Genomic DNA, 11,484 nt, shown 5'->3' with positions numbered 1-11,484 from the left:
TAGACTCAGATTTGTACTTACAAGAAAAATAATCATACAAAAACACAAAATGTTAACGCTTACATAATCGATTAAAAAAAATAATTACCAACGTCTTATGGCATCAGTGATACCTGAATAAAAGTATAAATATGTATTTAATTGAAAATAATGTTTTATCCGAAATTATCATAACATGACCTCTGTAATATAACAACATTCTGACATATAATAATAACGCTATCGCCAATAGATCAGATAGATTAACAACAGAAAGAGCCAATGAAGGAATTCATCGGCTCTTTTTTTTAAGCTTGTAGCGGTCTAGCTTCGACCATGATCATGTATTCTTTACGCTCTTTAATGAGCCATTTTCCATTTTGATGTATATAAAGATCATGATATTGAATACTGTAATCAGATAAAATATCCACTCAAAGAAGCAAAGGCCATTATCAGCCTGTGCTCTATATGAATTCTATTAAGATAATCGTTTATCTACACCATATTGATAAGGCACACCAAGATTTTCTCTTAATGTATCTCCATTATAATCTTCATGGAATAAACCACGTTCCTGTAAGATAGGAACCACTTCTTCTACAAAACGTTTAAAGTCGGTTTCATAAGCATCTGGGAGTATCCAAAAGCCGTCTGCTGCGCCACTTTCAAACATTTCAGTTAGGTAATCTGCAGTTTCTTTTGCATCACCTAATGTTGCAGGATGGTAATCAATCACAGAATGATAAATGATATCGCGTAATGTCCAACCTTCACGCGCCACCTTTAAAACATTCTCGGCACGAGGATCAGAGTAAGCGCCGATTTTTACTTTGTCTAAAAGTTCTGGTGCGATCGGGCGTTCTAAATCTTCAGGAGTTAAGCTGATTCCTAGTACCATTCCGATATGAAATGCACGTTGTTGTACTATATTTTCATCCATAAAACTTGCGTGACGATCTATTGCTTCGCGTTTAGAATTCGCAACAATCGGCATGAGTCCTGCGATAAATTTAATCTCATCTGGATTTCGACCCGCGTCTATCGCAACCTGGCGTAGTGCATTTCTTGTAGCAATACCTTGTTCTCTCGTCCATACTTCACCAATCATTACACTCGCATAGCGTCCTGCAAATTCAATACTATTTGGAGATCCACCAGAGTGAAAGATGACCGGTTGTCCTTGTGGTGAAGGTGGAATTGGCAAGGCTCCAATTGACTGTATATATTTACCAGATATATGGACAGGTTTTACTTGGCTATAATCCGCAAATATACCGGTTTCTTTATCAGCTTTTAGAGCATCTTTTCCCCATGTTGCCCATAAGTGCTGTACAGTTTCTACGAACTCATAATGACTTTCATAACGTGATCTACTATCCATTAGTTTTACACCAAAGTTTTCTGCTACCTTTGGACTTGATCCCGTAACCGCATTCCAAGCAATACGTCCACCACTCATTAAATCTATCCCTTTAAATTGACGTGCTAAAGTAAAAGGATTATTCCACTGAGTATGTACAGTTGACGCCACACCAATGTGTTTTGTTTGTTGTAATATTGCAGTGGCAGTAATGATAGGTTCAAGCGTCATCGCTGGCACCTCCCTGTTATCATCGGGTATTGCTCCAGGGAAATCACCTACAAATAGAAATTGAAATTTACCTTTTTCAGCAAGTTGAGCATATCGAATATCTGCATTAATATCTGGATAAGTAGTCACATTGACACCTTCACTTTTCCAAGCTTTAGCATTTGCACCGTATGCCCCTGTAAATCCTAAACCAAGTAACATTTGTTTTTTTTCAGACATAAATAAATCCTCCTAATTTATTTTCATATGGTATCTACTTGCTAAGCCCTGTAAACAAACTTCAAGAACCCTCTCAAATCTGTCAAATTAAAGACATGGGACGACGATACGATTTAATCGATGAAGGATGGAACGCTATCAAGCCTTTTCTGCTACCTGCCCGAAAAACACAAGGAGGACGACCTTCGAAAGATCGTAGACATCGACTGAATGCGGTACTTTGGGTCGCGCGTACCGGAGCAGCTTGGCGGGATTTGCCCTACCTGGTATCCGCCAAGCGCTGAATTCTCCCCCATATCCTGAAACCATTTGTATCGCTCTTATAATGAAAACAAATTTAAAAATTCGTATAACAAATAATTTAAGAAACTCTATCATTATTTAGCCCACTAAGTATTTTCTTAAAAGTCATACACCAAAACTGTCGGTTGCATTTTCTCACTAAATTTTCTCCATGAAAACAAAAAAATTAGCGGGCTAAATATTAATTTAAAGAAAAATCAAAATAAATTTTTCTCCATTCGAATCATCAATTCTTTTAAAAATAAGCGTTCTTCCTCTGTAAGATAGATTCGCATTAATCTTGCATCTTGTTCATCCCGTTTACGATGTACAAATCCATTTTGCTCCAACGATTTAACCATATTTGTCACCATAGGAGGCTCACATTTTAAATGTTCACATAGTTACTTCTGGGTAATCCCATCCCCTGAAAACAAGCGAAAAAACAAATTATCTTGACCTACATAGAGATTAAGTTCTCTCAAACTTTCGTTATAATCTCTATACATTCGAGATGAGATTTTATCTAATAATTGACGAATATCGCAATCAATTTGATTATTCACTGCTAAACCTCCACTACCCAAAATATATTTAGCACACTAAATTTATCATGAGAGAATTTAGCTGTCAACAGAATTCCTTAGCATGCTAATAAATATTTGCCGTTTGACCGTTCCAATTGATCTAAAGTGACCGAAAAAGTAGGCATCGCACAGGATCGAAACCTTTTGACCTGAAGCTTGGGATGGCCATTAGTTAGAAAAATTGTTTTTAGCGGAGAGCTAGTCACAGTGCTTCATATCCAAACAAAGAACAACTCGTAGCTGATTTGTTCTTTTAGCCATGCTTTTTTGTATGGTATAAAATTAAAATTTATACATAATTATCATATTTCATTTTAGCTAAAAAGTTTTTCTCACGACTTAATTTTATCTACATATCTTTTTTACAAGTTAGGAACGATTGAATGGTGGATTGTCAATCAGATGCCACAATCGCCTGATGAGATTTCCAATCAATTATGGGGATTACTCAAACGAAATCAAGTCATTCATTAGTCACAACTAAAATAACTAAAACAAAAAAACGACTCCAATGTGTAGTCGTTTTTCTTTTTGGTACTACTGTATTCATCATATGGCTTACACTATACTTCTAAGATTCTACTACTCGCTCTAATAAATCTCCTAATTTTTCTGCCATTTCTTTAGGTGTGTAAGGCATTTCATTTTTGATCCACCACTCTACGACGCCTACATATGCATTAGCTACAAATTCAGCGACAACTTCTTCATTCTGCCCTTTATTTCTACCTTTAGTAATATCAATATCTTTTTTGAATTCTTTAATATTATGCTGAACAAATTGATTGCGGAAAAAAGAAGCTCCTTCACTAGCTAGCATAGTCGAAAAGAACAAATAATTTTCTTCCAAATACTCTATACAAAGTACCGTAGATTCGAACCAATCCAGTTCAGCTTCTGTCTCGCAGATCTCAGACATATTTACAATATGTTCCTCAATAATCTTATCGATCAGATCGAATTTATCTAGATAATGAAGATATACTGTTGCACGATTGATATTCGCTCGATCAGCTATATCTTGAATCGTAATACTATCAAATTTCTTTTCTGACATTAATTCTAAAAATGCTTTTTTTATCGCTTCCTGAGTTCTTAACACTCTTCGATCTACTTTTACCATGTGGGTTCTACACATCCTTATTTATTATCAACAATATTTATAAAATTGTCGTATAAACATCATCCAGAGTGAAATTAACGATTTGCATATCTTGTAATAGATCTACTCCAGTTATAAATTATAGACAGTTGTTGTAAAAACATCAATTGTAGTATCCCCATCTAAAAATATAGCTTTTAGAATAAACGTACGGGATAAAGATAGGAGTCGGACTATGAATAAAGGAAATCGTTTACTGCTCATCATACTTACGATCGGTGTATTTGGTATCATCAATACCGAGATGGGCGTGATTGGCATACTGCCCTCTATAGCAGAGCATTTTAATGTGAGTGTGACCAAAGCAGGACTGTTGGTCAGTTTATTTGCTTTGATCGTATCTATCTCAGGGCCGACGATGCCATTAATTTTCTCAGCTATTAATCGGAAATATGTAATGTTACTGGTGTTAGGCGTGTTTGTTATAAGCAATACAGTATCGCTATTGACTACTGATTTTACAGTGCTGTTGATTGCTCGGATTTTGCCTGCTTTTTTTCATCCTATTTATTGTTCGTTAGCATTTACAGTCGCTGCTTCTTCAGTAAGTGAACAGGAAATGCCTAAAGCTGTAAGTAAAGTCTTTATAGGTGTGTCTGCTGGAATGGTAGCAGGTGTACCAATAGTTAGTCTGATCAATACAGTCTTTTCGCTACAGATGGCTATGGCCTTTTTTGTTGTGATCAATGCGAGCATATTTGTAGCTACTTTATTCTTTATCCCTTCGATGCCTGTTGTCAAAAAGCTTTCTTATCGTAAACAACTATCTGTTATGGTCAAACCTGTATTATGGATTTCTATAATGGCTGTTATTTTTTTGAATGCATCTATTTTTGGTGTTTATAGTTATTTTGCAGACTATCTAATTACAGTTACACATATGGCTCCCAGTTTGATCAGTGCTACGTTATTTATTTTCGGTGGTGCTAATATAATCGGAAATATCGTATCAGGACGATTGCTAACATCGCGTACCACTCAGACTATATTTGGTTTTCCTTTGTTATTAGGAGTTGTCTACCTGATCATGTTTGTAGCAGGTCAATCCACCTTAGCTATAATGATGATTGCTTTGGTATGGGGAATCTTAGCCGGAGGAATGATGGCAAATATCAATCAATACCTGATTGCTACGACAGCGCCTGAAGCACCTGATTTTGCTAATGGCTTATTTATATCTGCTTGTAATTTAGGCACAACGATTGGTGCAGCCGGAGGAGGGTTATTGTTAGCAGGATTTAATACATCCTATATCGTATTTGTAGGCATTCTATCCTTAATCATTAGTCTAGTAATGCTATTATTTAGAAATGCTATTAGCAAGAATGATAAGCTAATTGCTGTTTCTTTATAAATAAGTTTGCAAATCTATCAACTTAACTATGATTAAGTAACGATTCATATAATTCATATCAAAAAGCTAGTAAAGCCCTCTGTATGAGTGACTCTACTAGCTTTTTTTAGTTTTAGTTTACTTGGATGGTAGCTGGTATCGACTGTTTTATATCAATCTTTTTTTGAAATGCGTTGTTAATATTTCATTAATATTATAAATGATCGAACCATTCATCTTCTACCGGTTCAAGCCAATCTGTTTCTCCCGGAGTCATCGCTAAATGAACAAACCAGCTGTCTTTTGTTGCGCCATGCCAGTGTTTCACATTAGCTGGAATATTGACAACATCCCCTGTCTGAAGAGCTTGAGCAGGCTGTCCTTCAGCTTGATACCATCCTTTGCCACCAGTGACTAACAACACTTGACCTACATGATGAGAATGCCAGTTATTACGAGCACCAGGAGCGAATGTCACATTACCAATCGCTGTATTTAAAGGAGTAGCATCAGTGAAAATCATTTGCAAATAAGCATCCCCTACAAAGTTAGCTTTTACTTTCTCACCCAAAGGAAAAATAGTACTGTTTTGTAATTGTTCGTTTTCCATAATATATCCCTACTTTCTTTTGATAAGCTTATGTATTAGTTACAATAAAATACCTTAAACGAATCATCGATCTGACTATTTTGATTGCTGGGCGGCTTCCTCTACACAACGCAGTGCATTCAGACTTCGCGGATACCCGATATAAGGCAGACACTGAGAAATGATCTTAATCAGAAAATGCTTATCCTGACCTAGCCTAATATTAGCGACCGCATGGCTGGTTAATTGAGGTTCACAACCGCCTTGTGCAGACAAAAAGCAAAATGTAATCATTTCTCGTTGCAAATGGTCTAGACCTGTTCGAGTATAATAATCACCAAAGCAATTAGCCGCTAGCCACTCATTTATATGTCTGGTTTCTTCTGCACCCGATTTCCAGAAATCTTGCATCTGATTACCAAAAATATCTACCTGTGCTTGAATCCCTGCTGTTAAACGGTTAGCTATAGTCGTTGTCGATTGAGAAGGTAAAGGCAATTCTACACCTTGTACAGTCAACATATCATTAGTAGCATGTAAGAAAGGTAACACACGTCCTATGCCGAGATAAGCTACAGACTGATATACGATTTCCTTCACTTCGACAGCCGTTACACCAGCGTGAAGCGCTACGGGAAGTATAACTTGGAATTCATCGATGCCCTGACATCCGATTAATGTAGCGACAATAGCCATCATTCGAGTACGATCATCCAGATCATCTTGATTCGCGACTTCATGTAATACAAAATGATCGAAACGTTCAATAAAGTCAGGATCTGTTTGCGTTAATGGTAAGCGATCATTGGGAAATGTCTTGTCATGATTATACATGTATCTACATCCTTTCTTTGGAATGGTGTACGTCAGGGTGTCTTGCCCTATATGACTATTATGACTCATAAGATCGTTATTCTAATATCCTGATTATCTTAAATGATTGCCTGATTCTCTTACAGCCATTAGAAGTAAACTCCAAGAACTCTATAACGTAAAAAAAAGCCGCTACATGAGCGACTTTACATCTATTTCTATATGATATTAGCTTTTTAATAAGTTTATAGAGACATCTATCGTATGTGATAATTGGGCTTTATCTACAGAAGATCTTCCCATGACTCGTATACCGATAGACACCGTATGCAGATATTTGGCTAGTTCTTTAGCGCTCTGCTTTGAAGTAAATTCTCCGTCCTGTTGACCCCATAAAATAATTTGTTCAAACATATCTTCGATTCCTTCAAATGATTCGATAGATTTGGCATTTACCTCTGCATCGCGTGCCGCCAGTTCTGTTACTGAATTAACTACTAAGCAACCGGATGGCAAATCTTCTTTATCTGAAATCATAAATTGAAAAAGAGAATACAATGCTTCTGTAGCCGTTTTGGATGGCTTGATTTCACTCGTAAGATTCGCTTTTACTTTGTCCATATAACGAGTGATCGCCTGTAGAAATAGTGAGTGTTTATCACCAAATGTATCATATAAACTTCTACGATGAATACCCATATGTGTGACTAGATCACTCATCGATGTTTTCTCGTAACCTTGATCCCAAAAAAGAATCATAGCTTTATCTAATACTTCATTCACGTCAAATTCTTTGCTTCTGGACACAAAACTCCCCCCAATACGAAAAATGTAACATATTGAGAACGTTAAGTAAAGAAAGATTCAAACGTTAAATATATCTATCAATTATGACTCTACTTTTATTGAAATAGTTGCGGATATAGAGCAGGAATACCACCAGCAAGACCTTGTTGTACTTGTTGGCTGATCTCATCACCAAGAATCTCATAATGGTCAGCTTCGATTCCATCTACAGCGATTTTAGCGATATCTTCTGGAGCAGATTTAGGTGCATCAGAACCAGCCATCATATCTGTATCCATAAAGCCTACATGTAATCCAGCTACTTTGATATTTTTAGGAGCTAATTCAAGCCGTAACACATTGGTTAATCCCCATGCAGCAGCTTTGGCAGCCGTATATGCTCCTTCTTGCCCTATACTAACCCAAGACAATACAGATAAGATATTTAGAATAGAACCTCCACCATTTTTTTCAATAATCGGTGCAAATGCACGAACCATAGAAAGGGTACCGAACAGATGAGTGTTAAATTCCAAATGAATATCGTCTAAATTTCCTGTAAGTAAAGAAGCTCCTGTTGCTGTACCTGCATTATTAATCAAAACAGTGGCATCACTTGCGATTTCAGTTGCTGCCATCACAGAATGAGGATCAGTGATATCCAATTGTACTGGAATAGCTCCCGGTAGATCGACAGATTCTGGCTTTCTTGCACCTGCATAGACTTTAGCTCCTCTTGATAAAAGCTCAAGAGCTAATTGCTTACCCAAACCTCGATTAGCACCACTAATAATAACTACTTGTTTTGAAATGTCCATGTTTTCACTACTCCTAATTTAGAATGATCGTTCTTAAATGGTCAAAAAAATAATGTCTTACTCAATAGCTTATTAATGATCCAACATGTAACCTTTCGAGAATGATCGTTCCCGATGAATAAAGTATAGTTTATTTGAGAACGATCAGTCAACTATTATTTTTAATTTGTTTTAATGACTTTCTGTTTTAGAAGTTGTACGGTGAACATGCTTGTATTCTTGTTGAATGTAATAGAAACAAATTTATACATAATCATGTCATTATAGATACATGCAAAAATATAGAGGCATAGAAAAAAGACCGTAGCTTCGATAAAGAAGTTACGATCTTTCCACTTATTATATACAGATCGTTATAATGCGTGTTCAAGTCACATGCACTATTTGCTAAACCATTACAATTGTACGACACGTCCTGTTTTTTGCGATTCAAAAGCACCCAAAATTACCTTAACCGCACGTAAACCTTCTTCGCCCGAAATTGTAGGAGGAGTGTTCGTAGTAATAGACTCTACAAATGCATCAATAACACCACTAGGAACTTGTTTTTCATTGGTAGACATCATACCTACTTCATACGTTTCTACAGTTCCGTCTGTTAATTCTACAATGACTTCGTTACCATGAACTGTTCCGATTTTCATTACACCGTTTTCACACCACAAGATAGTACTGTTGTCTCCACCTTTGTACTGTGTCCAGCTTGCTACCAGTGTACCAATCGCACCGCTCTTCATACGTAACAAGCAAGTAGCGTTATCGTCTACTTCTGTACCTTCTTTGTGCAAAGTACCGATAAAGCTAGCGACATCAGCTACTTCATCATTTAACAAATAACGAATAAAGTCAGATTTGTGTACACCTAAATCGCCCATTGCACCCATAATCGCTTCTTCTTTACGGAAAAACCAGCTATCTGCTCCATCTACACTCCAAGCTTCAGGACCAGGATGTCCGAAAGATGTGCGGAATGTTAAGACTTTACCTAGTTTGCCTGAATCCAAAATTTCTTTTGCTTTTACATGAGGAGGCATTAGACGTTGGTTATGACCTACCATCAAGTATACGTTATTTTTTTGAGCTGCTTCGATCATTTGCTCTGCTTCTTCAATCGAACACGCCATAGGCTTTTCAACCAATACATGTTTACCTGCATTTGCTGCTGCAATGGTCATAGGAGCATGCAAGTAGTTCGGTGTACAGACGCTTACCGCATCGATCTCTTCATTCGCTAGAATTTCTTCGTAGCTTGCATAGGCTTTACCGCCATACAGGTCAACCATTTCTTGTGCGCGTTCTAGGTTAGGATCAGCAAAAGCGACCAATTCTACTTGTTCATTTTCTGCATATTCTGGAATATGTCTGCGCTGAGCAATAGCTCCGCAACCGAATACAGCTACTTTAATCTTGTTCATGAATAATAGTCTCCTTTGATTGGGTATCGATTGAATGTATGTGTATGAAATAGATACAATTAATTTAAGTAATTTTGTTTAAGCCAGTTATAGCTGTTGGACACGCTTTCAAGTGGAGGATTCTGACACACATCTTGTTCCACGATCAGCCATTGTACGCCTGCTTTACCTGCTTGTTCGATCACTTGTGGCAAGTTGACAATACCTTGTCCTAATTCTAATGTTTTCATTTGACCTTGCTCATCTTTGTCAAAGTCTTTGAGGTGAAGAAGTGGTAAACGTCCTGCATATTTTTGAATATATTCTAACGGATCTTGTCCTGCAAATTGTACCCAACATACGTCCATTTCAACTTGAACTGCTTCCGGAGTCGTTTCTGCAAACATACCATCAAAAGCGTTAGTATCTTTGAATGCACCGTGGAATTCAAAATCATGGTTGTGATAACCAAAAGTAAGTCCTTGTTTGCTAGCTTCTGCGCCAAATTGTTGCAACTCTGTAAATAAAGCGCCCCATGCTTCACTGCTTTGCGGACGATCTTCTGGCATAATATAAGGACAGATCATATACTGTGCACCGATCACTTTTAGGTAATCGATCTCTTTTTGCAAATTATCGCGCATAGATTGTAAAGGAACATGGCTACTGAATCCTTTGAGTCCAAGTTCGTCTAAAAGCGCCTTCATTTCTTCTGCGGGAATATCTCCATAACCTGCAAATTCTACACCTTGATAACCAAGTTCAGCCACTTTACGTAATGTTGCCGGGAAATCTTTAGCTGTCTCATCGCGAAGTGTAAATAATTGCAGACCAATATTTAATGTTGTCATTTCAAAAGCACCTCTTTGGATTATTTTTATTCTATGTGTAAGAGTTATCTTTCATCTATTATTTTAGAACAAGACACGCTAAAATGAACATACACAATATCGTAAAAACATGAACTATTTGCTCAACTTTTGGCTAGGGGGATTATTTTGGACACATCTCTTTTGATCTGTGATCATTCATATCATTACAAAGCATTTAATCATCAAATAAAAAATGGACTACAACATTACATTTTTCGCTTACAAACAGAGGGCAGTTGTGAAGCATTCACCTGCGGAAATCGTTATGTATTAAAAAGTGGAGATTTACTGCTACTCAAACCTGGTGATGATTATCATCTTGTTGTGCAAGAACCGGCTAAAAAAGATGGATTATCTAGCGGAGATTATTATTTGTTCTGTCAGGGAACTTGGATCGATGAATGGTGGCAACGCCAGCCACGCTCTACGGTATATTCTATTGGAACAGAAAGTAAATTGATCGGCTTATGGCATAATTTGTTATTGGAAAAGCGGCGCGGGCTTCCTGAAGAAGATACTGAATTAGAGGATGTACTGTTACGTAGCCTCTGTCTGTATATCGATCGTGCGATTAGCGATACGGTACAAATGGATCGTAAAGGTTCAGCGACTCTTTTGCTAAAGCGGTTTATTGAAGAACATGCTACAGTGACTTTCAAATTAGAAGAAGCCGCTAGATATGCAGGGCTTAGCCTTTCAAGAGCAGTTAAATTGTTCAAAGAACATTACGGCAAAACGATGATCCAATATGCGATTGAAATTCGTCTTAAAGCTGCGATTGAGCAAATTCAATATAGCGAAATGACACTCGAACATATTGCAGAAACATGCGGCTTTGCAAGTTACTCTTATTTTCACCGGGTGTTCCGCAATCAATTCGGCATGTCACCTGTAGAATACAGAGCGTCTAATCCGATATTGAAGCTATATGATACAGAAAATAGTATGAGATAAGGTGTATGCCTTATCTTCTTTTTTTGAAAGCGTAATCATGCTATGATCAGTCTGTCATATTACTCTAGAAAGGAAATTGTACGATGGTTATTGTTTGTCCAT

13 protein-coding genes are annotated in these 11,484 nt (G+C 37.1%); 3 read left to right on the top strand and 10 right to left on the bottom strand.

The genetic code is table 11. The features are described 5' to 3' along the window. Window positions 1-460 precede the first annotated feature (460 nt). On the bottom strand, window positions 461-1,792 hold the full coding sequence (locus PQ460_RS12425) for an NtaA/DmoA family FMN-dependent monooxygenase (RefSeq protein ID WP_274169959.1): 1,332 nt from the start codon (window positions 1,790-1,792) through the stop codon (window positions 461-463). 95 nt (window positions 1,793-1,887) lie between these two features. Here PQ460_RS12425 and PQ460_RS23540 point away from each other — a divergent pair, with 95 nt between their 5' ends. Further along, complete coding sequence (locus tag PQ460_RS23540; protein ID WP_443147155.1) at window positions 1,888-2,076, top strand: transposase; 189 nt, start codon at window positions 1,888-1,890, stop codon at window positions 2,074-2,076. A gap of 216 nt (window positions 2,077-2,292) precedes the next feature. Here PQ460_RS23540 and PQ460_RS12420 read toward each other — a convergent pair whose 3' ends face one another. The 3 genes from PQ460_RS12420 to PQ460_RS12410 form a co-directional block, all read right to left on the bottom strand. Next, window positions 2,293-2,448, bottom strand: coding sequence for a MarR family transcriptional regulator (locus PQ460_RS12420; RefSeq protein WP_274169958.1), 156 nt, complete (start codon window positions 2,446-2,448; stop codon window positions 2,293-2,295). Window positions 2,449-2,478: 30 nt separating this feature from the next. Next, window positions 2,479-2,640, bottom strand: a complete 162-nt coding sequence (locus tag PQ460_RS12415) for a hypothetical protein (RefSeq protein WP_274169957.1) — start codon at window positions 2,638-2,640, stop codon at window positions 2,479-2,481. 592 nt (window positions 2,641-3,232) lie between these two features. Further along, window positions 3,233-3,784, bottom strand: coding sequence for a TetR/AcrR family transcriptional regulator (locus tag PQ460_RS12410; protein ID WP_274169956.1), 552 nt, complete (start codon window positions 3,782-3,784; stop codon window positions 3,233-3,235). A 214-nt stretch (window positions 3,785-3,998) separates the two neighbouring features. Between PQ460_RS12410 and PQ460_RS12405 the strand changes: the two genes are divergently transcribed. Continuing rightward, window positions 3,999-5,177 (top strand): MFS transporter, encoded by a 1,179-nt coding sequence (locus tag PQ460_RS12405; RefSeq protein WP_274169955.1) that lies wholly within the window; start codon window positions 3,999-4,001, stop codon window positions 5,175-5,177. A 193-nt stretch (window positions 5,178-5,370) separates the two neighbouring features. On the opposite strand, the gene PQ460_RS12400 is transcribed toward PQ460_RS12405, so the two are convergent. The 6 genes from PQ460_RS12400 to PQ460_RS12375 form a co-directional block, all read right to left on the bottom strand. After that, window positions 5,371-5,766, bottom strand: a complete 396-nt coding sequence (locus PQ460_RS12400; RefSeq protein WP_273612373.1) for a cupin domain-containing protein — start codon at window positions 5,764-5,766, stop codon at window positions 5,371-5,373. A 75-nt stretch (window positions 5,767-5,841) separates the two neighbouring features. Next, on the bottom strand, window positions 5,842-6,579 hold the full coding sequence (locus PQ460_RS12395) for a carboxymuconolactone decarboxylase family protein (RefSeq protein ID WP_274169954.1): 738 nt from the start codon (window positions 6,577-6,579) through the stop codon (window positions 5,842-5,844). A gap of 207 nt (window positions 6,580-6,786) precedes the next feature. Then, a complete protein-coding gene (locus tag PQ460_RS12390; RefSeq protein WP_274169953.1) occupies window positions 6,787-7,365 on the bottom strand; it encodes a TetR/AcrR family transcriptional regulator in 579 nt (192 codons plus the stop codon). 95 nt (window positions 7,366-7,460) lie between these two features. Continuing rightward, entirely contained in the window at window positions 7,461-8,162 is a 702-nt protein-coding gene (locus PQ460_RS12385; protein WP_274169952.1) for an SDR family oxidoreductase, read from the bottom strand. A 395-nt stretch (window positions 8,163-8,557) separates the two neighbouring features. After that, window positions 8,558-9,577, bottom strand: coding sequence for a Gfo/Idh/MocA family protein (locus tag PQ460_RS12380; RefSeq protein WP_274169951.1), 1,020 nt, complete (start codon window positions 9,575-9,577; stop codon window positions 8,558-8,560). Between the two features lie 59 nt (window positions 9,578-9,636). Beyond that, a complete protein-coding gene (locus tag PQ460_RS12375) occupies window positions 9,637-10,407 on the bottom strand; it encodes a sugar phosphate isomerase/epimerase family protein (RefSeq protein ID WP_274169950.1) in 771 nt (256 codons plus the stop codon). 147 nt (window positions 10,408-10,554) lie between these two features. Between PQ460_RS12375 and PQ460_RS12370 the strand changes: the two genes are divergently transcribed. Next, window positions 10,555-11,382, top strand: coding sequence for an AraC family transcriptional regulator (locus PQ460_RS12370; RefSeq protein WP_274169949.1), 828 nt, complete (start codon window positions 10,555-10,557; stop codon window positions 11,380-11,382). The last annotated feature ends 102 nt before the right edge of the window (window positions 11,383-11,484 follow it).

Source organism: Paenibacillus sp. KACC 21273, from assembly GCF_028736095.1.
Lineage (GTDB): Bacteria > Bacillota > Bacilli > Paenibacillales > Paenibacillaceae > Saccharibacillus > Saccharibacillus kyungheensis.
This window is presented reverse-complemented; position numbering and strand designations above follow the sequence as displayed.

Excerpts from the sequence above, each read along its gene's own strand:
- PQ460_RS12380 (WP_274169951.1), bottom strand. The coding sequence starts at position 9,577 with ATGAACAAGATTAAAGTAGCTGTATTCGGTTGCGGAGCTATTGCTCAG.
- PQ460_RS12385 (WP_274169952.1), bottom strand. The coding sequence starts at position 8,162 with ATGGACATTTCAAAACAAGTAGTTATTATTAGTGGTGCTAATCGAGGT.
- PQ460_RS12400 (WP_273612373.1), bottom strand. The coding sequence starts at position 5,766 with ATGGAAAACGAACAATTACAAAACAGTACTATTTTTCCTTTGGGTGAG.
- PQ460_RS12405 (WP_274169955.1), top strand. The coding sequence starts at position 3,999 with ATGAATAAAGGAAATCGTTTACTGCTCATCATACTTACGATCGGTGTA.
- PQ460_RS12420 (WP_274169958.1), bottom strand. The coding sequence starts at position 2,448 with ATGGTGACAAATATGGTTAAATCGTTGGAGCAAAATGGATTTGTACAT.
- PQ460_RS12410 (WP_274169956.1), bottom strand. The coding sequence starts at position 3,784 with ATGGTAAAAGTAGATCGAAGAGTGTTAAGAACTCAGGAAGCGATAAAA.
- PQ460_RS23540 (WP_443147155.1), top strand. The coding sequence starts at position 1,888 with ATGGGACGACGATACGATTTAATCGATGAAGGATGGAACGCTATCAAG.
- PQ460_RS12425 (WP_274169959.1), bottom strand. The coding sequence starts at position 1,792 with ATGTCTGAAAAAAAACAAATGTTACTTGGTTTAGGATTTACAGGGGCA.
- PQ460_RS12395 (WP_274169954.1), bottom strand. The coding sequence starts at position 6,579 with ATGTATAATCATGACAAGACATTTCCCAATGATCGCTTACCATTAACG.
- PQ460_RS12375 (WP_274169950.1), bottom strand. The coding sequence starts at position 10,407 with ATGACAACATTAAATATTGGTCTGCAATTATTTACACTTCGCGATGAG.